Raw genomic sequence first — 21,214 nt, forward strand, 5'->3', positions numbered from 1 at the left:
GGTCACTGGGGCAGTGCGGTGTGTTCTCGCATGTTCCTGTCGCCGGTGTCGATCCAGATTGTGTTGTGCACGATGCGGTCCATGATCGCATCGGCGTGGACTGCTCCACCGAGCCGGGCGTGCCAGTCCTTCTTCGGGTACTGGGTGCAGAACACGGTCGAGCCGGTGTCATAGCGGCGCTCGAGCAGTTCCAGCAGCATCGAACGCATTCCCTCGTCAGGATGGTCCAGCAGCCACTCGTCGATCACCAGCAGCGAGAACGTGGAGTACTTCCGCAGGAACTTCGTCTGGCCCTGCGGCTTGTCCTTTGCCAGGGCCCAGGCCTCTTCGAGGTCGGGCATTCGGATGTAGTGGGCTCGGAGCCGGTGCTGGCAGGCCTGCTTCGCCAGCGCGCAGCCGAGGTAGGACTTCCCTGAGCCGGTGAAGCCCTGGAAGACCACGTTCTGTTGCCGCTGGATGAAGGAGCAGGTTGCCAGTTGCGCGATCACGTTCCGGTTCAGTCCCCGTTCCTCGACCAGATCCAGCCGCCGCAGGTCCGCTCCGGGATAACGCAGCCCCGCCCGGCGGATCAGACCCTCGACCTTTCCATGATTGAAGATGGAATGCGCCTCGTCCACGATCAGCTGGAGCCGTTCCTGGAACGACATCCCCAGCACGTGAGCCTCATCCTGGGCATCGATCGCGTCCAGCAGCGCGGTCGCGCCCATCTCGCGCAGCTTCCGCTTCGTGTCGTTATCGATCACGCTCACCGGACACCTCCGGCGTAGTAGTCGGCGCCACGGACGTATCCGCCGTCTTCCGCGGGTTCCTCGCGGGGTGGACGCAGGGCGGCGACCTTGTCCTGCCCGGTGGCCAAGATCGGGTGCAGATGCGCATAGCGCGGTGAACGGACCCGTCCCGTCAGCGCGAGTGCGCAGGCCGCCTCGACCCGATCTACGGAGAAGCGGCGAGAGAGCCGTAGCACCGCCAACGCGGGATCCAGGCCCTGTTCCACGATCGGCACGGACTCGAAGATCCGCTGGATCACGATCACCGTGGCCGGCCCGACCCGATCTGCCCACGCCCGCACCCTCTGCGCGTCCCAGGCCTGGAAACGCTCGCCCGCAGGTAGGTCCGCGTCGTTGGTGCGGTACTCATTGCTCGCGGTCTCCGGGAGCAGCAGGTGACTGGTCAGTCGCTGGCTGCCCTGATAGATCTCCAGCGTCCGGGCCGTGATGCGCAGATCGACCTTCGCGCCGATGTGCGCGAACGGCGCGGAGTAGAAGTTCCGCGCGAACGTGACGTGCCCGTTCCTGCCCACTCGTCGTCCGTAGTGCCATGTCGAGATCTCGTAGGGCACCGCCGGCAGCGGCGTCAGCAGCGGCCGCTCCTCCGCGTCGAACACGCTGGCGCGGGATCCGGGCCGCTTCTGGAACGGCTCCGCGTTATAGGCCTCCATCCGCTGCCCGATGGCGGCTGCAAGTTCGGGCAGGGACGTGAATCGCTGATCCCGCAGCCCGGCGATGACCCAGGTCGCGACGTGCGCGACGGTGTTCTCCACGCTCGCCTTGTCTTTCGGTTTCCGCACCCTCCCCGGGAGCACCGCCGCCGAGTAATGCGCTGCCATCTCGCGATACGCATCGTTCAGGACGATCTCGCCCTCGCGGGGGTGCTTCACCACACCGGTCTTGAGGTTGTCCGGAACGATCCTCGGGACCGTCCCGCCCAGCGCCTCGAACATCGCTACGTGCGCTCGCAGCCAGGACTCCTGGCGCATATCCAGCGCCGGGAAGCAGAACGCGTAACGAGAAAAAGGCAGGCAGGCAACGAACAAGAACACCTTCGAGACCTCGCCGGTGACCGGATCGGCCAGCTCCATCGTGGGGCCGGACCAGTCGACCTCCACGCTCTGGCCGGCCTTGTGACCGACTCTCGAAGCGGCACCGGTGACCATGACGTGGTGCTGGTAGGTGCGGCAAAACCGGTCATACCCCATCGCCGGATCCCCAGCCGCCGTGGTCGCGTCGAAGTACTCGCCGTGCAACAGCTTCAGCGTCACGCCGACCCTGGCCATCTCTCGATGGACCTGTTCCCAGTCCGGCTGTGCGAACACGCTCTCGTGCTCGCCCCGGCCCGGGAACAACCGGGCATACACCTGCTCATCGGCGACGTCCGCGATATCGCCCCACCCGATCCCTGCAGCGTCAGCGGCCTCGAACACCGCCCTCACGGACTTGCGGGACATGCCCTGCGAGGACGAAATCGCTCGCCCCGACAGACCTTCTGCGCGCAGCTGGAGCACCAGCTTCGCCCTGATCTTCCGTACCATTCCAGATTGCTCCTTCCGCCGCGTGCCCTATACACACGGCGGAAGGAGCGTAGACAGAGCGGCCCCAACGACACCACTGGTGGTCCCGAACGACGCCACCGCTACGGCAGCGACGTGGCACCCGAACCCTCGATCAGCGGACCCCAGCGAGGCGAATATTCAGCCGGATCAACCGTTGAAGCTCCCCCTCATCCATGCAACGGCCCACCCCCGCGGCACCTCTCGCGTGGCCCATGGCGCCCAACTGCATCGGAGGGAACTGCCCGTACCCGCCACCGTGCTGGGTCGTCTCCTGGTCTCCCCTCCCCTCGAGATCCTGCTGGAACTGGCCACTCTCCTGCCGGTCTGGGACCTGGTCGCAGCGGTGGACGCAGTGGTCGGCCCAGCCAGCAGGACTCCGAGCCTCTCGTTGGCGGACGTCCGTGCGTTCGCCTCGAACACCACCGGTCGCCCGGGAGTCGCCATCTTGCGCAAGGCCGCCTCGCTCGCCCGAGAACGCGTGGAGTCCCCCGGTGAGACGTACGTCCGACTGTTGGTGACAGCCGCCGGCTTCCCGGAGCCGACTCCGAACCTCCCCACCATTCATCCCGACACCGGCCAGGAACGGAGGATCGACAACGCCTACGAGCACATCCGACTCGGCCTCGAGTACGACGGCAGCTGGCGGAGCAAGTCGAAACAACAGTGGCAGTCCGACGAGGAACGCAGGAACGAGCTCGCTTCGTACGGCTGGACCCTTAGCCGACAGACAGGACAGGACGTCCGTCAGCCGCTCAGCTTCCTGCTGCGACTGCGAACAGTCTTCGACATGTTGGGGGTGGGCCGTGCGGCGCCGGCGGTGGACCATATCAGGTCATTCGCGAACTCGCTGTCCACGGCGGATCTGTCGCTCCAGTGGTCGACCCGCCGACCTGCCTCCACGTCCCGCCGGCTCGAGAAGAAGACTGGCCGTTTCCGTACCAGGATCTAGGACTTCTGGTACGAAAACGGCCTTTCGATGGGCCGGGGCCGGGGACGGGGCCCGGGACCTGGCAAACGGGAGCTCGAAGCCGGGCCGGGGCCAGGGCCGGGGCCGGGGACCTGGCAAACGGGAGCTCGAAGCCGGGGCCGGGCGCGCTCAGGAATAGGTGACCACCAGCGGTGCGTGGTCGGACCAGCGGGTGTCATAGCTGGGGGCCCGGTCCACCTGCGCACCGGTGGCGCGGGCAGCGAGCTCCGGGGAGGCGATCTGGTAGTCGATGCGCCAGCCGGAGTCCTTGTCGTACGCCTTGCCGCGCTGCGACCACCAGGTGTACGGGCCGGGGCCCTCTCCGGCCAGGGTGCGGTGCACGTCCACCCAGTCACCCTCGACCAGGAGTCGGTCCAGGTAGGCGCGCTCCTCGGGCAGGAACCCGGCGGACTTCAGGTTGCCCTTCCAGTTCTTGATGTCCACCTCGCGGTGGGCGATGTTGATGTCACCGGTGAGCACCGCGTGGCGGCCGTCGGCCCGCAGCTGCGCCAAGCGTTCCATCATCGCGTCCAGGAAGGCGTACTTGTCGGTCATGGTCTGGGGCTTCTCGGTGTTGCCTGAGTGCATGTAGCAGGAGATCACGGTGAGCTCCTTGCCGTCGCCGAGGGGATCCTCGAGGTCCGCTTCCAGCCAGCGACCGGTGTGGGAGTCACCCTCGACGCCGGGCAGCCCACGACGCATCCCGTCCAGGTCGATCCGTTCCAGCTCGGTGCGGGCGGCGATCGCCACGCCGGCGCGACCCTTCAGCTGTGAGGCCTCTCCGACGATGCTCCACCCCTCCCCCACGAGGTCTGCGATCAGCTCGTCGGGTGCGCGCACCTCCTGCAGGGTGATCACATCGGCGGTGGTGGCTGCGAGCCAGTCGGCCATGCCCTTGCGGGCGGCCGCGCGCAGTCCGTTGACATTGACGGTGGCGAGGGTGAAGGTCATGCCCCCAGTATCACCGCGGGGCCGCTCCGGGGTCGAACCGGGGCGGCGGCCCGACGGGGCTGGATGCCACCGCCCGTCGGGCCGTGCCGCTCAGATCGCCTCGTCCTTCACGATCCCGGCAGCGTGCTCGGCCATCTCCACCACGTTCTTGACCAGCAGGGCGCGGGTCATGGGTCCGACGCCCCCCGGGTTCGGGGAGATCCAGGAGGCCACCTCGGCCACGCCCGGGTCGACGTCGCCGACCAGCTGTGCCTTGCCGGTCTCCTCGTCCTCCTCGCGGGACACCCCGACGTCCAGCACGATCGCCCCGGGCTTGACGTCCTCGGGGCGCACCAGGTGTGCAGAGCCCGCGGCAGCGACGATCACGTCGGCCCGGCGGAGGTGCTCGGCCAGGTCCACGGTGCCGGTGTGGGTGAGGGTGACGGTGGCGTTGATGGCGCGGCGGGTCATCAGCGCGCCGATGGAGCGGCCCACGGTCACGCCGCGGCCCACGACGACCACGTCCTTGCCCCGCAGGTCGATGTCGTGGCGCTCCAGCAGCTCGATCACGGCGCGGGGTGTGCACGGCAGCGGGGTGTGGATCGGCCGGTTGGCGTTCAGGACCAGCCTGCCCAGGTTCATCGGGTGCAGACCGTCGGCGTCCTTGGCGGGATCCACCCGCTCCAGGATCGCGTCGGTGTCCAGGTGCTTGGGCAGGGGCAGCTGGACGATGTAACCGGTGCAGGCAGGGTCGGCGTTCAGCTCGTCGATGACGGCCTCGAGCTCCCCCTGCGTGGTGTCGGCGTCGAGCTGCTTCTGGATCGAGTTCAGGCCGATCTGCTCACTGTCGCGGTGCTTGCCGCGCACGTAGGCGGCGCTGCCGGGGTCATCCCCCACCAGCACGGTGGCGAGGCCCGGCTGGGGGTGCCCGGCCTCCACCAGCGCGGCGACGCGCTCGGCGAGCTCGGACTTGATGGCCTTGGCGGTGGCCTTGCCGTCGAGGATCTGTGCGGTCATGGATCTGCTTCGTCTCCTAGGTGGCGTGCGGGGCTCAGATGGCGCAGGGCGGGCGGGATGCCCCGGTCCCGTGGGAGACCGGGGCACCTCGACTCAGTACTGCTTCAGGTCCGCGTACAGGGGCTTGGCGTCGGCTAGAGCGGCGGTGCGCTTGCGCAAGGACTCCAGGTCCGCCCCGCCGTTCAGCGCCAGTGCGATCACATCGGCGATCTCGGTGAACTCCTCGGCCCCGAAGCCGCGGGTCGCGAGAGCCGGGGTGCCCAGGCGCAAGCCAGAGGTGATGCGCGGGGGGCGGGGGTCGTTCGGGACGGCGTTGCGGTTGACGGTGATGCCCACCTCGTGCAGGCGGTCCTCGGCCTGCTGGCCGTCCAGCTCGGAGCGGACCAGGTCCACCAGCACCAGGTGCACATCGGTGCCTCCGGTGGCGATCGCGATCCCGGCCTCCTGGGCATCGGCGGCCTGGAGGCGCTCCGCGATGATCTGCGCGCCCTCGATGGTGCGGCGCTGCCGCTCGGCGAAGCCCTCCGTGGCTGCGACCTTCAGGGCGACGGCCTTGGCGGCGATCACGTGCATGAGGGGGCCGCCCTGCTGTCCGGGGAACACGGCGGAGTCGATCTTCTTGGCCCACTCCTCCTTGCACAGGATGAGACCGGAGCGGGGGCCGGCGAGGGTCTTGTGGACGGTGGTGGAGACAACGTCGGCATACGGCACGGGACTGGGGTGCAGGCCCGCCGCGACGAGGCCGGCGAAATGCGCCATGTCCACCCACAGGGCCGCGCCCACCTCGTCGGCGATGGCCCGGAAAGCAGCGAAGTCCAGCTGGCGCGGGTAGGCGGACCAGCCGGCGACGATCACCTTGGGCCGCTCCGCCAGTGCCAGCTCGCGCACCCTGTCCATGTCGATCAGGCCGGTGGTGGGGTCCACCTCGTAGGCGACGATGTCGTACAGCCGGCCGGAGAAGTTGATCTTCATGCCGTGGGTGAGGTGGCCGCCGTGGGCCAGGGACAGGCCCATCAGCTTGTCGCCTGCGCGGGCCAGGGCGTGCATCACCGCGGCGTTGGCGGTGGCACCGGAGTGCGGCTGGACGTTGGCGTGCTCCGCCCCGAACAGTTCCTTCGCGCGGTCGATAGCGATCTGCTCGGCGACATCGACCTCCTCGCAGCCCCCGTAGTAGCGCTTGCCGGGGTACCCCTCGGCGTACTTGTTGGTGAGCACCGAGCCCTGGGCCTGCAGCACCGCGCGCGGTACGAAGTTCTCGCTGGCGATCATCTCCAGCGTGCGCTGCTGGCGGGCGAGCTCGCGGTCGAGCACCCGGGCGATGTCCGGGTCGAGCTCGGAGATGGACTGGTCGAGGACGTTCACAGAGCCTCCTGTGGGCATCGGGATGGGGCGGGCATCGTTGCCACCGTGCCCCATCCTAGAGCGCGCTCAGAGGTCGAGGCCCAGGCGTACCGGTTCCGGGACGAGCTCGATGCCGAAGGCGCCGCGCACCCGCGCTTGCACGTCGTGGGCGAGCGCCACCAGGTCGTCGCTGCCGGCCCCGCCACGGTTGGTCAGGGCCAGGGAGTGCTTGGTGGAGACCGATGCCGGTGCGCCAGGATCGATGCGGTGCCCCAGCTCGATGCCGGCCTGGCTGATCAGCCAGGCGGCGCTGGTCTTCACGCGCCCTTCCCCCGCGGCGTAGCGGGGTGCTCCCTCGGGCAACCGGTCGGCGGTGGCCTGGTCGAGGATGGGGTTGGTGAAGAAGGAACCGGCGCTCCAGGTGTCGTGGTCGGCGGCATCCAGCACCATGCCCTTGGCGCCGCGGATCCGCAGCACGGCCTCCCGCACCTGCGCCATGGGTACCCGGGCGCCGACGTCCACGCCGAGCGCGGTGGCGAGCTGGGCGTAGCGCACGGGGGCCGAGAGGCTGCCGATGGTGTGCTGGAAGGTCACGGCGAGCACCACGTAGCGGCCGGTGGCCGACGGCACGGGACCGCTGTACGGGGTGCGCTTGAAGACGCTGTCGCGGTAGGAGAAGCCGCAGTCGGCGGCGAAGAAGGTGCGCACGGCCCGCTTCTCGCGGTCCCAGGTGCGCACCCGGATGATGGTGCTGGCGACCTCCTGGCCGTAGGCGCCGACGTTCTGGATCGGGGTGGCGCCCACGGTTCCGGGGATCCCGGAGAGGGCCTCGATGCCGACCATCTCGCGGGCGATGGCGTAGCGCACGGCACGGTCCCAGTTCACCCCGGCGAAGTACTCCACGATCGCCCCGCCGCAGGTGGCGTCCAGCGGGGTGAGCTGGGCGGGGTCCACAGCAATGCCGTCGGGCTCCCCGGAGGGGCTGATCTCGCAGGTGGCGTCCAGCAGCGGCGGGTCCTCCGGGTCACGCAACAGCACCACGGTGCCCTCGAAGGGCTCGTCGGAGGCGACCAGATTGGAGCCCCCGCCCAGCACCAGCAGCGGTTCACCGGCGTCGTCCGCGGCGCGGACCGCTTCGATCACCTCGGCCTCGGTGCGGGCCTCCACCAGTGTGCGGATCTGGCCGCCGATGCGCAGGGTGGTCAGGTCGGAGAACCTCATGCAACACCCCCGGCCGGGGTCGCGGTGCCGGTGGAGGCGGGCAGGGCGATGGTGGCGCGGGCCCGACCCAGCACCTTGGTCTCGTCCACCTGGGCGGTGAGATCGATGCGGGCGGTGCCGTGCTCCTCGTCGATCGCGCCGACGACCGCGGTGACCTGGAGCGTCACGGATCCGGTGGCGGGGACCTCAACGGGGCTGGTGAACCGCACCGAGTACTCCCGCACGGCGGCGGGGTCGCCGATCGCTTCGACGAGACCGTTGATGGCGGTGCCCATGGTGAGCATGCCGTGGGCGATGACGCCGGGAAGCCCCGCCTCGGTGGCGACGGTGTCGTTGTAGTGGATGGGGTTGAAGTCGCCGGAGGCGCCGGCGTAGCGCACCAGGGTGTCTCGGGTGATCTCATGCCGGGTGCGGGCGATCTCCTGCCCCTTCTCGAGCGCGGTGAGATCAAGTGGGGTGGTCCCGGGCGCGGGCTGCTGCGAGGCGGGGGTGTTCGCGACGATGTTCGCGTCAGTGTTCATGGTTCCTCCTGAGGTCATTCGCCACGGACGACGAGCATGCTGCGCACACTGGCGACGTCCTGACCGGACTCATCGGTCAGGTCGACGCGTGTGGCGACCATGCTGTGGCCGCCTGCGGAGCGGATCGACTCGACGGTGAGGGTGGGCACCAGCCGGTCCCCGGCGACGACGGGGCGGTGCAGTGTGAAGGATTCCTCGCCGTGGACCACCCGGGAGAAGTCGATGCCGGCGTCAGGGTCCTCGATGTACTGGGCCTCGGTGGCCTGCGCGAGGGAGACCAGGAAGGTGGGCGGGGCGATCACGTCGCGGTGCCCTGCGGCCCTGGCCGCCGCGGGGTCGGTGTGCAACGGGGAGGCGGCACCGGTGGCCCTCGCGAACTCGGCGATCTTCTGCGCGGAGACGGTATGGGTGGGGCCCGCCGGGTAGGTGCGACCGGCGTAGGACGGGTCAGGGGCAGTGACTGTCATGTTCTCTCCCGATGGGGCGGGCGGTTGGTACAGGATGCACGAGAGGCCATCCGGGATGAACCCGAATGGCCTCTGGTGAACGCTTGCGGCCCGGTCAGCGGGTCTCGCGGTGCGCGGTCTGCTTGCCGCAGGTGGGGCAGAACTTCGACAGCTCCAGCCGGTCCGGCGTATTGCGGCGGTTCTTCTTGGTGATGTAGTTGCGCGCCTTGCACTCGGTGCAGGCCATGGTGATCTTGGGACGCACGTCAGAGCTCTTGCTCGCCACGGTTCGCCTCTTTCGTTCCGGGTGGCGCACTGTTATCCCGCGCGCCGCGTGGGTTCCCGTAAGGGATGGATCTGCACTACCGGCGTGACCGGCGTGGTACCGAGGGCGGGGATCGAACCCGCGACCTCACGATTATGAGTCGTGCGCTCTAACCGTCTGAGCTACCCCGGCGTGATCGACGCGACGGCCCGACCTCTTACGAGATCGGGCCGGCACATCCATCAGAGCCCTGAAAGGGAATCGAACCCTTGACCTTCTCCTTACCATGGAGATGCTCTGCCGACTGAGCTATCAGGGCAACCCGGTGGACTCTACACATTCCTTGCCTCAGCGGCAATTCCAGCGCGAGCCCCGGTGCGCCGGATCACAAGGATCCTCGGCGGTGGCAGGTGAGGGATTCGAACCCCCGTAGGCAATGCCAGCTGATTTACAGTCAGCTCCCTTTGGCCACTCGGGTAACCTGCCGGGCCTGCATCCTCCCCACCGGACCCTTCGGTGACGACTGCGTGAGCCGCACTCCCGGGCCGCCGTGAAGCGGACCCGGAACAGCATACCGGGGCGCGGGCGTCGGTGCGAACCCGAGAAGGCACCTGCGTGCATGAAGGTGGTCACAGTAAGGTCGAACGACCCCCAAGGACCCCCGACTACAGTGGGACCACCGAGGATCCGGGCCGCGGCCCGGTGTCCCCAGAGCAGAAGCAGAGGGAGGAGCCCCATGGCCGATTCGTCGTTCGACATCGTCAGCAAGCTCGATCGCCAGGAGATCGACAACGCCGTCAACCAGGCGATCAAGGAGGTCGGGCAGCGCTACGACTTCCGCAACACCGGTGCCTCGATCAATCTTAGTGGCGACGAGATCGTGATGACGGCCAATGCCGAGGAGCGGGTGCTCGCCGTCCTGGACGTGCTGCAGTCCAAGCTGATCCGCCGCGGCATCTCGCTGAAGTCGCTGGACGTGGGCGAGCCGAAGCAGTCGGGCAAGGAGGTGCGCCTCGCAGCCGGCCTGAAGGAGGGGATCTCCTCGGAGGACGCCAAGAAGATCTCCAAGATCATCCGCGACGAGGGCCCCAAGGGCGTGAAGGCGCAGATCCAGGGTGACGAGCTGCGGGTCTCCTCCAAGAGCCGCGACGACCTGCAGGGCGTCATCGCGCTGCTGAAGGGCAAGGACCTCGACGTCGCGCTGCAGTTCATCAACTACCGCTGAGTGCAAGCCCGTACATCCATCGTGCGGGCACCTGCAGTCGGGCATCGACGCATGCAGAAGGCCCCGATCCCATCCGGGATCGGGGCCTTCGTGCTTCGCACCCACGACGGGCGGCGATGTGGTCAGACAGCGTTCGAGGTGGAGTCCTGCTGATCGGCGTGGGACTTCAGCTCGTTGCTCTTGGCGGTCAGCGCCTCGACCAGACCGTTGAGGGCCCCGGAGACGAAGCCGTTCCAGTCATCGACGTAGGCGTCGTAGTCAGGGCCGATCCACTCCACCGAGGTGACGGTGCTGGTGGCCTGATCGAAGAACTCGAGAATCTTCTCGCCGGCCTGCTGGATCTCCGAGGCGACCTCGCGTCCCTCGTCCGGATCCATTCCCTTGAAAGCCATGATGTACCCCTTCTCCTGAAATCCTTGGTTCGTGTGCGGCGCTGCTCAGCGCCCCGGTTGTTCGGTGCCCGATGATCAGGCGGAGGCCTCGCGCTGCTCTGCAGCGTTGCGGCTGGCGCGCTCGGCGAACTGATCGGCCTGCTGCTTGACCTGCTGCACCAGCTGACCGATGGTGCTGTCGAACTCGGAGACGTAGCGGTCGCGGTCCTCGCCGGTCCAGTCGAAATCGGTGACGCGGCCCTGGATGGTGGTGTACGCGGCGTTGGCATCATCGCCGGCGCCGCGGATCAGCTCGGCCATCTGCTCGACCGCTTCAGGGGTCATGCCCTTTTTCATGGTGGTCCTCCCAGTCGTGGTTGCGGGTGTACCACCCGAGGTCCGACTCCGCTGCCGATGGCCGCTTCCTCGTCCGGTTGCCCTGGGTGGTGTACTCACAGTAGACGGGCTCGGCGGTGATGGCGATGGGGACAACTCCCCATGTTCCTCCCCACCCCCACTGCTCATTGAATGCGCTGGTCACAGCGCGGTTCTAGCAGCATCTGGGGGGCTCTGGGATGTGGATGGAGCCGGCTTGGCGGCGGGCTGTCGTGCACGCCCCGTCATGCCGAACGCCCCACCTCCCGGAAGGAGATGGGGCGCTCGTGACGATCGCGCTCGGCAACGTGGCCGAGAGACCGGATCAGACAGCGTTCGAGGTCGCATCCTGAGCATCAGCATGCTGAGTCAGCTCATCAGCCTTGGCGCTGTACGCATCCGACAGAGCCGTCAGCAGACCCGACAGGAAAGCATTCCAGTCCTGAGTGAAGGTGTCGTAGTCCGGACCCACCCACTCAACACTCATGACCTGCGAGGTCACGGTGTCGGTGGTGTCGTTGACGACCGAAGCCGCCTCCTTGACGAGCGATGCGGTCTCGCGACCCTCATCCGGATTCATACCCTTGAAAGCCATGATTGTTCCCCTTCGTGAAGTGTGTAGTCAGTCAGTACAGCAGCGGATCAGGAGTTGGACGTATCGCGCTGAGCAGCAGCATTGGCGCGCAGACGCTCCGCCAGCTCCGTCAGCTTCTCGCACACCGCACGGTTCGCGTTGCCCACCTGGTCCTCGAACTCCGGCACGTAACGATCGCGGTCCTCACCGGTCCAGTCCAGATCAGTCACGTACCCCAGACGACCCGTGTACACACTGTTCATGTTGTCCACCAGACCATCGACCTGCTGAGCAAGCTGCTCCACAGCCTCCGGATTCATGCCCTTCTTCATAACGTTCCTTCCATCGAGGTGTTCGGTTCTGCACCCTGGGTTCGATCCGAACCGCACATCGGCTATCTCACCGATCGAGCTCCCAGGTGATGTTCACAACCCTAGACGGGCTTGGCGATGATGGCGATGGGGACAACTCCCCATGTTCCTCCCCACCCCCATGAAGGAGCGTTGTTGCAGGCCACGCCCCGGAACACCCGTCGGCTCCGCTGTGGAGAACCTATCGGCGGCGCCTGGTGGGCGTGGGCCCAGAGCCTCCGGCCCGGCCGGCGGGCTGCGGCCCGGCCGGCGGGCTGCGGCCCGGCCGGCGGGCTGCGGCCCGGCCGGCGGGCTGTCGTGCACGCCCCGGCATACCGAACGCCCCACCTCCCGGAAGGAGATGGGGCGCTCGTGACGATCGCGCTCGGCAACGTGGCCGAGAGACCGGATCAGACAGCGTTCGAGGTCGCATCCTGAGCATCAGCATGCTGAGTCAGCTCATCAGCCTTGGCGCTGTACGCATCCGACAGAGCCGTCAGCAGACCCGACAGGAAAGCATTCCAGTCCTGAGTGAAGGTGTCGTAGTCCGGACCCACCCACTCAACACTCATGACCTGCGAGGTCACGGTGTCGGTGGTGTCGTTGACGACCGAAGCCGCCTCCTTGACGAGCGATGCGGTCTCGCGACCCTCATCCGGATTCATACCCTTGAAAGCCATGATTGTTCCCCTTCGTGAAGTGTGTAGTCAGTCAGTACAGCAGCGGATCAGGAGTTGGACGTATCGCGCTGAGCAGCAGCATTGGCGCGCAGACGCTCCGCCAGCTCCGTCAGCTTCTCGCACACCGCACGGTTCGCGTTGCCCACCTGGTCCTCGAACTCCGGCACGTAACGATCGCGGTCCTCACCGGTCCAGTCCAGATCAGTCACGTACCCCAGACGACCCGTGTACACACTGTTCATGTTGTCCACCAGACCATCGACCTGCTGAGCAAGCTGCTCCACAGCCTCCGGATTCATGCCCTTCTTCATAACGTTCCCCTTTGCTCGACGCTTCCGTGGCATCATCCCCGGGCTGGATCTCCGCGGCTCCGTGCCGCTTCCTCGATCCGTTCCCGTCGTGATGCCATCACTCTAAGGATCCCGTCCCGGTGCGTCGATGGGGAGAACTCCCCAGGTACCTCTCCCCTGCCCCGGGGCCGGCGACCGGCGAGAACGGGGCCCCGGCGCCCGTCACTGCTGGTCATGCGCCCCTTTGATGCGGACAAGCAGGAACTCTGCCCATGCCGCGACGGGCAATGGGCGGTTCTGAACGCCAGGGATGGGAGCTGATCGAACAGTCCGAGCAGCCGATCCAGGTGGACGGCCCCCGGGACGATCGCGGGTCGGTCCAGAGGGCGAGGATCAATCGATGGTCAGGTGAACCGAGTCCTGAATGGAGCGGACCAGTTCGATCTCATCCTCGGCATGTTCGGCGCCGCAGCTGCCCACGATCTCGACGACGTCGGTGGCCACGCCGGCTCGATCGATGACGGCATAGCGTGCAGCCTGCACCACGGTGGGCCGGCCGGGCTGGGTGTAGCCGTACTCGCTGGCGATCCAGGCGATCTCGTCGATCGTGATCTCCCCGGTCCCGAGCTCCTCCAGCTCCGGCAGCCCCGCCTTGCGCTGCTCCAGGCCGGCCCGGGCTGCCTCAAGACTGAACTCGGGGCCGAACCTCTGCACCGTCACCACGACATTCGCACGGAAGCGCCCCTCCACCCGTGGCTGTGCCACAGCCACCTGCACTCCGGGGACCGTGAGGGTCTCCCAGTCGTCCGGCACATCGAGGCTGAGCCGCGGCGGGCCAGGGAAGTCCACGCTCGGGTACGAGATCGTCTTGGACATGTAAGGGCTCCGTTTTCTCCCACCGATGACGGCGTCAACCTATCAGCACAGCGCGAGGCCCGGCCGGACTTTCAACCCGGGCCCCGCGCTCAGTGGTCCCTAGTGCCGGACAGGTCAGGAACCCGACGTGGATTCCTGCTCCGCGGCGTTGCGATCAGCGGTCTCACCCAGGTCGTTGACCGAGTTCATCACCTGCTGCAGCGCGGGGACCATCTCCCCGGACCACTGCCCGCGGAAGCGGTCGGCATCGGGACCGGTCCAGTCCACGCCGTCCAGACCGCTGGTGAGCTCCTGTTCGATGCGGGTGATCTCCTCCGCGGCCTCGCGCAGCTGCCGCGCCATGCCCCGGACCTCTTCGACGTTCATACCCTTCAAGGCATTCACCGTGGGGTTCCCCTTCCTCCGTTACTGGTGCCTCGCGGCCGCTCCCGTGACCGGTGCACCCGCTGCTGCCGACTGTTCGACAGCCCCACTGTAGAGCGGCTCACGATTGTCGGCCATGGGGAGGACTCCCCATGGGGACGGCCTGGGGAGGAACCAGGATCTGCTCATCTCCCACCGGCTGTGCCGAAGACCACCCGGCTCACGTCGTGATCTGCGCGACCTGCAGTTTGACGGCCCTACCGCTGTACACGAGGAACCCTCGACCGGTGGGGAAGTCTGCGCGCCGCACACGGCCCAGCCCGGTGCCCAGCAGCGCGTCGCCGTCCATCTCGCTGGGCTGCAGCAGCAGTCCCCGGCGCCCGGCCTTGAACGGCTGTGCGAGCACGTAGGCCTGCGACCAGGACGCCGACTCGTTCTCACCCACCACGAACTGCCCCTCACGGGTGCAGGCGCGGATCAGCTTGTCCAGGTCGTTCTCCACACCGGTGCCGGTGAAGTCGGCGACGCCGTCGATGAACAGTGCCAGCTTCCCCTCGCCCACCGAGCCGGACTCGATGGTCTGGCGCAGCTGCGCAGCCAGGTCCTTGACGGTGTCGGGATCGGATCCTTCCACGTCCCAGACGGGCAGCCCCGTCAGCGGTGTGCGACGCGAGGAGAAGCGCACCAGTCGCATCGGCGAGGGCAGCGCCTTCAGGCCGCTGGCGATCGTGAGCATCGCGGTGGTGCGCCCCGACCCCATGGGGCCGGTGACCATGAACGCGCCGCGCGGCTCATAGGTGATCTCGGAGAGGGTCTCGTCGGCCAGGCCCAGCACGGGCTGCCCGTCGATGACGGGGCGCAGCTCGGAGAACTCCACGCGCTCCGGGAGTCGCTTGATCTCCGGGGCCTCCGGCACGCCGGCCCTGCGCATCGCCTGGGCGAGCTTGCTGACCTCGCGCGACTGGATGGCCACGTTGGAGTCACCACCGTGCACGGCGACCTGCACCTCATGGCCATCGAGGATGGCGCGTCCCGGGGGCGAGTTGCCGTCCAGGACGTCCTTGGCCTCGCCGAATGCCATGTAGTCATCAGGGCTGGCCATGCGATGGATCAGGCGGCGCTGGATGGACGAACCCAGCGAGGTGGGGATCGCGTTGGGGCGGTCACCGGTGACGATCACGTGGACACCCACCTGACGACCGTCGGTGGCGATCTGCACGAAGGTGGTGAACCACTTGGAGAGGTTGGAGAAGTCGTACGCCTCGCGGAACGAGGCCATGCCGTCCACCAGCAACAGGATTCTCGGGGTGTCCGGGGCATTCGCCAGCTCCCGGTACTCCGCCACCGAGCCTGCCCGGATCGCGGAGAAGGCTCGCGCCCGCTCGTCGATCAGCTCGCGCAGCGTGCGCAGCAGGCGGATCACGCGCTCCTCGTCGTCGCCGGGGACGATGGCGCCCACGTGAGGGAGCTCCTCGAGCATCGTCAGGCCGGATGCACCGAAGTCCAGGCCGTACACCTGCACGGGGCCGCCCCGCACCGTGGAGGCCGCAGAGATCGCGATGGTGCGCAGAGTGGTGGACTTGCCGGAGCCGCCGGTGCCGTAGATGGCCATGTTGCCGTCGCGGTCCGGGTAGTAGGACACGGTGGGCTGGGACTGGTTCTCGGGCATGTCCATCACGCCCATGAGCAGGTCCTCGTCGGTGCGCCGACTGGGGAGCCGTGCCAGGTCGTACGCCTCGGCGAGCTCCGAGAGCCACGGCTTGCGGGGCGTGGGCACACCGGCCTTCTCCGCGGCAGCGGTGATCGTCTGGACCATGCGGCTGATGTCGTTGGGGCCGGGGTCCTTGACCTCCTTGGTCGGCGGTGCGGGAATGTCCCACTGCTCCCCGGTGCCGAAGTCCATCTCCGTGATGTCGATGCGGGCACGTTCGGGTTCGTCGGTGGTCCAGCCGCCGGCGTAACCGGTCTGGAATGTCGCGATACGACCGGGACCTGTCTTGGCGGCAGCACGACCGGGGATCCCCGGGTCGAAGTGCGCGGCCATCTTGTCGCCCAGGATGTCCTTGGAGTCCGCCTCGTCGGCCATGCGAAGGGCGATGCGCAGGTTGGTGTTGGCGCGCAGGTTGTCCTTGATGACACCGGCGGGGCGCTGGGTGGCCAGGATCAGGTGCAGGCCCAAGGAGCGGCCTCGGGCGGCCACGTCCACCACGCCGTCGACGAACTCGGGGATCTCCTTGGCCAGCGCGGCGAACTCGTCGACGATGATGATCAGGCTGGGCGGGGCCTCCGGGTCACCGGTGCGCTCCAGGGACACCAGGTCCTTGGCCTTCTTCCGGTTCAGCAGGTGCTCGCGGTAGTGCAGCTCGGCCCGCAGCGACATCAGCGCGCGCCGCACCAGGTGCGGGGACAGGTCGGTGACCAGGCCCACGGCGTGCGGCAGTGTGATGGCGTCCGCGAAGGCGGCGCCGCCCTTGTAGTCCACGAACAGGAAGGTGATCCGGTCGGGGCTGTGGGCACTTGCCATGCCCATCACCCACGCCTGCAGGAACTCCGACTTGCCGGCGCCGGTGGTACCGCCCACCAGAGCGTGAGGGCCCTGTGTGCGCAGATCCAGGTGGAAGGCGTCCTGGCCGTTGTGGCCGATGAGACCGCGCAGGTTCGCGTCGTGCTTGCGGCGCTGCGGTGGGGAGCCGTCGCGCGGGGTGAGGGAATTGTTCTCCTTCCACCGCTCGATCACGTACTCCGGGTCCTCGGCGAGCGCCATCCCGCCCAGCTTGAGGTACGAGATCGCGCGGGGCAGGTCGGAGTCGTCGTCGATGGGCACGCCGGCATCCACCACCGGGGACAGATGCCGGGCCACGCCCGCCGCGACCTCCACGGACACGGTCTCCACCGTCACGGGGTAGAAGCGCTCGCCCAGTCGCACGTGGCCGGCGCTCGCTCCCTCGACGGACTCCTCGACGGATACGTAGGTGCGGCAGGCCGCCGGGAGGGCCGCCACGTTCGAGGCCGACCAGATGACGTGCACGCCCACGTCGGGGCCGCGCTCGGCGATGCGCACCAGACGAGCACGGTCCACCGGGGCGTCGTCCTCGATGATCACCACCAGGTTGGGGGTGATCGGCTCCGGTGGGATCTCCGGCTCCGCGGTGACATCGGTGGTCATCGGGGTGCGCAGCTGCGCGGCAGCTCCTTCGCCGCGCTGCTCGATCAGCTCCTCGATGCGGGAGAGCAGGGCCGTTCCCCGACCCGGGGTGTCGGCCAGGTGATCACCGGGCAGTGGCGAGTGGGGGCTGGAGGTGTGCGGGAGCCACTTGAGCCACTGCCACATGTCCCGGCTGGAGCGCGAGGTGATCGCGGCAATCGCCATCTCGGCCGGGGAGTGCAGGGAGAACAGCTGGGTGACGATGCCGCGGGCCACGCCGTCGGCCTCGTCACCGCCGCCGGCCACACCGATGTTCCCTGCGTAGCGGAGTTCTGCGACCACCGGCACGCCGGCGATCATCTTGTACTCCTCGTTCATGTCGTCGAGCATGTCGTAGAACGTGGGGATGGCGTCGTTCTCCCCGGGCATGTCGATGCCCACGCGCGATTCGGCGATCCCCAGGCCCAGCCGCACGGTGGCGAACGCGTTGTGCTCGGGGCGGTGGGTCCACAGCAGTCGTCCCAGGCGGAACGCAGCATCCACGGTGTCCGCTGCCGATGGGGTCTCCACCAGGCGCACCGCTCGTTCGAGGTCCTGCGCGGCGGTCACGCGGCGCTTCAGGGAGGCCAGGCCCTCCTCGAAGTTCTCGATCTGCCTCTCCAGCACCTTCTTCTGCTGGAACTTGCGGTTGAGGTACCCGGCGGTGGCCATCATCGGCATCATGAACACGAACATCAGCGAGAACGGGCTGCGTGTCATCGAGAACATGAAGCCGCCCATCAGGATGGGCGCGAACAGCATGAAGATGGGGAAGAACTGCGGAGCCGGTTCCTTGGGCGGTGTGGGGGCCTTCAGCGGCCGGTAGGGGAAGCGGGGCACCACGCGCGGGGAACGATTGAACTCCACCACCGGGGAGCTCGGGGCAGTGCCGCCCAAGCGGTGCAGCGCGATCACCGAGAAGGTGGTCTGCCCGATCAGCACGGTGTCGGCCGGGCCGATCACAGCGCGCTGCACCTGCTCGCCGCCGATCACGACACCGTTGGAGGAGTGCATGTCCACGATCTCGATCGAGTCGCCCACGTTGATGCGCGCATGGCGCTTGGACAGCATCGGATCAGCGATGCGAATGTCCAGGTCGCCCTCACGGCCCACCACGCTGGAACCCGAGGGCAGCGGGAACTCCCTGCCTGCTTCAGGGCCGGAGAGCACCCGCATCAGTGCCACGGCCGCACCGCGGGACTCGGACCTGGTGGCGTACTCGGTCGAGGAGCGTGCGATGGAGACGATGCTGCCCGAACGCAGCCCGGCCTGGATCAGGTCGATCTCGCGGTCCAGGGAGCGCACGCCGCTTGCCCCGGGGCCCGCGCCGGGGTCCTGCACCTGCAGGGTGAGCCCCTCGGGCGGTTCCGTCTCCGAGCGCAGCGGATCGGCCAGGTACAGGGCGTTGGCGACATCCGCCACCGACGCCGTGGCGTCCGCGGTGACCTCGAGGTCCGTGAGTCGGTCCTCAGGTCTGCGCAGCGTGAGCTTGATGCGCATCTATCAGTCCTCGTCGTCGTCGTGGGCCTGGTCCAGCAGCGGCAGGTCCTCGGAGCTGACCAACCGGGAGAAGACGGCATGCTCCACCAGGCGGGCACGCCGGTTGCTGGCCAGCTTGCCGGGGCCCCCGCGCAGTCCCCGCACGCCCATGCGGTCCAGCTTGTCGCACACGTTGTCGAGCTTGCGGTTGAACTTGGTCAGCTGCCAGCCCAGTCGCTTCGCGGCCTGTGCGGACGTGGGGACGGAGCTCATGCCGCTGCCCTCCCGGGAGAGCATCGGCTCGGCGAGAGCGAGTATCAGCAGCTTCTGACTGGCGGTCAGCTGCACCGATCCCATGGTGGTCTCCCCCGCCGGGTCGTCCGGACTGGGACTGCGCTCGAACTGCGGCGAGTCGGCGTGGATCTCGAGATCGTAGGTGGTGGGGCCGGCGGTGAACACCACCTTGGTCACGTCGAACACCAGTGGGATGCGGGCCCCGGGCGCCAGCCATGCCTGCATGGTGCCGGTGCCGTCGGTGATGGTGGCCGAGAGCCGTGAACCGATGTTGACCAGCCACCACATGGTCTCCACCTGCACGATGGACAGGAACCGGCGGTGGAGGTACGGGTTGTCGTCGTCGACGTTGAGGTCGGCATCGCGACCGATGGTAAGCTCCTCGCCCTCCGCCACGCGGAACCACTCCCCGCAGAACTCCACTGAGATCGTCGACGTCATCGTCCGTGCTCCTTCGTCTCCAGTGCTGTCGTTCGCGACCTCGGAAGGTTCGCGGTCACCGCGCGGCCGGCGGTCATGTCCGTCATCCGGGATTGAGGCATGCGGGATCGCTCCAGGGGCTTACCTGTCCATCGGGGTCCACGGTGCGCACATGCGCACAGACCTCCGGCAGGTTGGGCGGGATGAGGAGTACGCGGGAGTCCCGGCCATGCACCTCGAACGTGGCCCTGTACTGGGAGTAGTTCTCCGGCAGGTCGACCCACTCCACCTGGTAGTGGTAGTCCTCCTGGAAGCCCTCGGGCATCTTCCACGCCACCTGGGCCCTGCCGACGTCATCTCCCGTGCCCCCGGCGGTGATCACGGTGATGGTGACATCGGTGGGGGTATTCGGCACCGGCCCTTTCGTGACCGGAGCGTTGATCGGCGAAGTCGAGACCTTGTCCTCGGGCGGTGTCAGGTAGGTGCGAGCCGCGAAGGTCGCCCCCACTCCGAGGAGGATCACCAGCGCTGCAGCGAGGGTCACGAACGGCCATGCCGGAGTGCGACGCTCCGCTGCCGGGTCCGGTGCGGAAGCGGTCGATGGCGGTGCGGAGGCAGGAGACGCCGCGGACAGCGCGGAGACCGGGGCCCCGGCGGGACGGAGCATGGTCGACTCCACCGGTGAAGCAGAGGCCGAGGACGCCGATGCCGGGGACCCGAAGCCACCGGAGGACGGTGCCCCCAGGGGCGGGGCCACCCCGGAGAACGGGTCGAGGCGACGGCTGCCGGTGCCCCTCCCCCGGTCTCCGGGTCGACGGTGGAGACCTTCCGAATCCTGGTGTGGCTGTCGAGCTCGTCCTCGTCCGCGAGGGGGGCGGCGGGAGCCCCGCGATCGTCGAGGACGTCCATCTGAGTCACCGGCAGCGAGAGCGCCAGCTCGACCTGCTGGAGGCTGCGTCCGAATGCCAGGGCGGTGTCGTAGCGTCCCGCGGGGTCCTTCGCCATCGCGATCGACAGCACCCGGTTCAGTTCCGGCGGGACATCGGGACGGTTCAGCGGCCGCAGTGGCTCGGTGGTAATCCGATGGATCAGGTCCGATGCGGTGTTGCGCTGCCCCACTCGTTCGAAGGGCGTGTGGGAGGCCAGCAGTGAGTAGACCGTGGCGGCCAGGGCGAACACGTCGCTGCGCACGTCGGCTCGGACCGGGTCCGCGAAGAACTCCGGGGGCGACCAGGGGATCGACATGCCCTGCGAATCCTCCACGTCCTCACTCTGGCCGGCGACGATCGAGATGCCGAAGTCGGTGAGGGCGGGCCGGTTGTACTCCGTGACCAGGATGTTCGCCGGCTTGATGTCGCGGTGCAGGATACCGGCCCGGTGGGCGGTCTCCACGGCACCGGCGATCTGGACGCCCACGCGGAGCGCCTCGGCCACCGTGATCCGCTCCTTGCGGAAGCGCACACCGTAGTTGGGCCGGGGGCAGTACTCCATCACGATGAACGGACGGTGATCGCTGGAGGCGTCTGCCGTGTGGATGGTGACGATCGAGGGGTGCGTGGACATCGTGGCCATCACGTTGGCCTCGGCATCTGAATATTCGCCTCGCTGGGGTCCGCTGATCGAGGGTTCGGGTGCCACGTCGCTGCCGTAGCGGTGGCGTCGTTCGGGACCACCAGTGGTGTCGTTGGGGCCGCTC

General features: G+C 68.0%; 23 protein-coding genes and 3 tRNA genes. 2 read left to right on the forward strand and 24 right to left on the reverse strand.

Annotated elements, in window-relative coordinates:
• Positions 1–2: 2 nt before the first annotated feature.
• Entirely contained in the window at positions 3–749 is a 747-nt protein-coding gene (locus tag JOD52_RS10995) for an ATP-binding protein (protein WP_338124028.1), read from the reverse strand.
• The gene (gene istA / locus JOD52_RS11000) at positions 746–2,308 is read right to left on the reverse strand and encodes an IS21 family transposase (protein WP_204408388.1); all 1,563 of its coding nucleotides are present in this window, start codon (positions 2,306–2,308) and stop codon (positions 746–748) included. The genes JOD52_RS10995 and istA overlap by 4 nt, the downstream gene beginning before the upstream one ends.
• 79 nt (positions 2,309–2,387) lie before the next feature.
• On the opposite strand from istA, the gene JOD52_RS11005 reads away from it, so the two are divergent.
• Positions 2,388–3,278: a hypothetical protein gene (locus JOD52_RS11005; protein WP_204409985.1), complete on the forward strand. Its 891-nt coding sequence runs from the start codon at positions 2,388–2,390 to the stop codon at positions 3,276–3,278.
• A 147-nt stretch (positions 3,279–3,425) separates the two neighbouring features.
• Here the strand turns inward: JOD52_RS11005 and JOD52_RS11010 are convergent, their stop codons facing one another.
• The 10 genes from JOD52_RS11010 to JOD52_RS11055 form a co-directional block, all read right to left on the reverse strand.
• Positions 3,426–4,247, reverse strand: a complete 822-nt coding sequence (locus JOD52_RS11010) for an exodeoxyribonuclease III (protein ID WP_204409987.1) — start codon at positions 4,245–4,247, stop codon at positions 3,426–3,428.
• A 90-nt stretch (positions 4,248–4,337) separates the two neighbouring features.
• Positions 4,338–5,243 carry a bifunctional methylenetetrahydrofolate dehydrogenase/methenyltetrahydrofolate cyclohydrolase gene (locus JOD52_RS11015; RefSeq protein WP_204409989.1) on the reverse strand — a complete coding sequence of 302 codons (906 nt, stop codon included), beginning with the start codon at positions 5,241–5,243 and terminating at the stop codon, positions 4,338–4,340.
• Positions 5,244–5,336: 93 nt separating this feature from the next.
• Positions 5,337–6,623 (reverse strand): serine hydroxymethyltransferase, encoded by a 1,287-nt coding sequence (gene glyA, locus JOD52_RS11020; protein WP_204409990.1) that lies wholly within the window; start codon positions 6,621–6,623, stop codon positions 5,337–5,339.
• A 48-nt stretch (positions 6,624–6,671) separates the two neighbouring features.
• Positions 6,672–7,805 (reverse strand): UDP-N-acetylmuramate dehydrogenase, encoded by a 1,134-nt coding sequence (locus JOD52_RS11025; RefSeq protein ID WP_017823815.1) that lies wholly within the window; start codon positions 7,803–7,805, stop codon positions 6,672–6,674.
• Positions 7,802–8,326: a MaoC/PaaZ C-terminal domain-containing protein gene (locus tag JOD52_RS11030; protein WP_204409992.1), complete on the reverse strand. Its 525-nt coding sequence runs from the start codon at positions 8,324–8,326 to the stop codon at positions 7,802–7,804. Before JOD52_RS11030 ends, JOD52_RS11025 begins: the two co-directional genes overlap by 4 nt.
• Positions 8,327–8,340: 14 nt before the next feature.
• Positions 8,341–8,793, reverse strand: a complete 453-nt coding sequence (locus JOD52_RS11035; protein WP_017823817.1) for an FAS1-like dehydratase domain-containing protein — start codon at positions 8,791–8,793, stop codon at positions 8,341–8,343.
• Positions 8,794–8,887: 94 nt separating this feature from the next.
• Positions 8,888–9,058 carry a 50S ribosomal protein L33 gene (gene rpmG / locus JOD52_RS11040; protein ID WP_017823818.1) on the reverse strand — a complete coding sequence of 57 codons (171 nt, stop codon included), beginning with the start codon at positions 9,056–9,058 and terminating at the stop codon, positions 8,888–8,890.
• A gap of 94 nt (positions 9,059–9,152) precedes the next feature.
• Positions 9,153–9,229, reverse strand: a tRNA-Met gene (locus JOD52_RS11045).
• Positions 9,230–9,283: 54 nt separating this feature from the next.
• Positions 9,284–9,356 (reverse strand) — tRNA-Thr (locus JOD52_RS11050).
• An 85-nt stretch (positions 9,357–9,441) separates the two neighbouring features.
• Positions 9,442–9,523 (reverse strand) — tRNA-Tyr (locus JOD52_RS11055).
• Between the two features lie 250 nt (positions 9,524–9,773).
• Here JOD52_RS11055 and JOD52_RS11060 point away from each other — a divergent pair.
• The gene (locus JOD52_RS11060; protein ID WP_017823819.1) at positions 9,774–10,262 is read left to right on the forward strand and encodes a YajQ family cyclic di-GMP-binding protein; all 489 of its coding nucleotides are present in this window, start codon (positions 9,774–9,776) and stop codon (positions 10,260–10,262) included.
• Between the two features lie 122 nt (positions 10,263–10,384).
• Here JOD52_RS11060 and JOD52_RS11065 read toward each other — a convergent pair whose 3' ends face one another.
• The 12 genes from JOD52_RS11065 to JOD52_RS11115 form a co-directional block, all read right to left on the reverse strand.
• Positions 10,385–10,654, reverse strand: coding sequence for a WXG100 family type VII secretion target (locus JOD52_RS11065; protein WP_239551871.1), 270 nt, complete (start codon positions 10,652–10,654; stop codon positions 10,385–10,387).
• Positions 10,655–10,729: 75 nt separating this feature from the next.
• Positions 10,730–10,978, reverse strand: coding sequence for a hypothetical protein (locus JOD52_RS11070; RefSeq protein WP_239551872.1), 249 nt, complete (start codon positions 10,976–10,978; stop codon positions 10,730–10,732).
• Between the two features lie 355 nt (positions 10,979–11,333).
• Positions 11,334–11,603, reverse strand: a complete 270-nt coding sequence (locus tag JOD52_RS11075; RefSeq protein ID WP_150108477.1) for a hypothetical protein — start codon at positions 11,601–11,603, stop codon at positions 11,334–11,336.
• A gap of 47 nt (positions 11,604–11,650) precedes the next feature.
• Positions 11,651–11,914: a WXG100 family type VII secretion target gene (locus tag JOD52_RS11080; RefSeq protein ID WP_017824318.1), complete on the reverse strand. Its 264-nt coding sequence runs from the start codon at positions 11,912–11,914 to the stop codon at positions 11,651–11,653.
• 428 nt (positions 11,915–12,342) lie between these two features.
• Positions 12,343–12,612 carry a hypothetical protein gene (locus JOD52_RS11085; RefSeq protein ID WP_150108477.1) on the reverse strand — a complete coding sequence of 90 codons (270 nt, stop codon included), beginning with the start codon at positions 12,610–12,612 and terminating at the stop codon, positions 12,343–12,345.
• A 47-nt stretch (positions 12,613–12,659) separates the two neighbouring features.
• Positions 12,660–12,911, reverse strand: a complete 252-nt coding sequence (locus tag JOD52_RS11090) for a WXG100 family type VII secretion target (RefSeq protein WP_239551873.1) — start codon at positions 12,909–12,911, stop codon at positions 12,660–12,662.
• 384 nt (positions 12,912–13,295) lie between these two features.
• Positions 13,296–13,778, reverse strand: coding sequence for a hypothetical protein (locus JOD52_RS11095; RefSeq protein ID WP_204409994.1), 483 nt, complete (start codon positions 13,776–13,778; stop codon positions 13,296–13,298).
• A 114-nt stretch (positions 13,779–13,892) separates the two neighbouring features.
• On the reverse strand, positions 13,893–14,162 hold the full coding sequence (locus JOD52_RS11100; protein WP_259785654.1) for a WXG100 family type VII secretion target: 270 nt from the start codon (positions 14,160–14,162) through the stop codon (positions 13,893–13,895).
• Between the two features lie 199 nt (positions 14,163–14,361).
• Positions 14,362–18,825: an FtsK/SpoIIIE domain-containing protein gene (locus JOD52_RS11105; RefSeq protein ID WP_204409996.1), complete on the reverse strand. Its 4,464-nt coding sequence runs from the start codon at positions 18,823–18,825 to the stop codon at positions 14,362–14,364.
• Positions 18,826–18,828: 3 nt separating this feature from the next.
• The gene (locus JOD52_RS11110) at positions 18,829–19,539 is read right to left on the reverse strand and encodes an FHA domain-containing protein (RefSeq protein WP_017824187.1); all 711 of its coding nucleotides are present in this window, start codon (positions 19,537–19,539) and stop codon (positions 18,829–18,831) included.
• Between the two features lie 82 nt (positions 19,540–19,621).
• A complete protein-coding gene (locus JOD52_RS17090; RefSeq protein ID WP_239551874.1) occupies positions 19,622–20,062 on the reverse strand; it encodes a hypothetical protein in 441 nt (146 codons plus the stop codon).
• Complete coding sequence (locus JOD52_RS11115) at positions 20,059–21,156, reverse strand: serine/threonine-protein kinase (protein ID WP_338124085.1); 1,098 nt, start codon at positions 21,154–21,156, stop codon at positions 20,059–20,061. The genes JOD52_RS17090 and JOD52_RS11115 overlap by 4 nt, the downstream gene beginning before the upstream one ends.
• Between the last annotated feature and the right edge of the window lie 58 nt (positions 21,157–21,214).

The sequence above is a fragment of the Brachybacterium muris genome (assembly GCF_016907455.1).
GTDB lineage: Bacteria > Actinomycetota > Actinomycetes > Actinomycetales > Dermabacteraceae > Brachybacterium > Brachybacterium muris.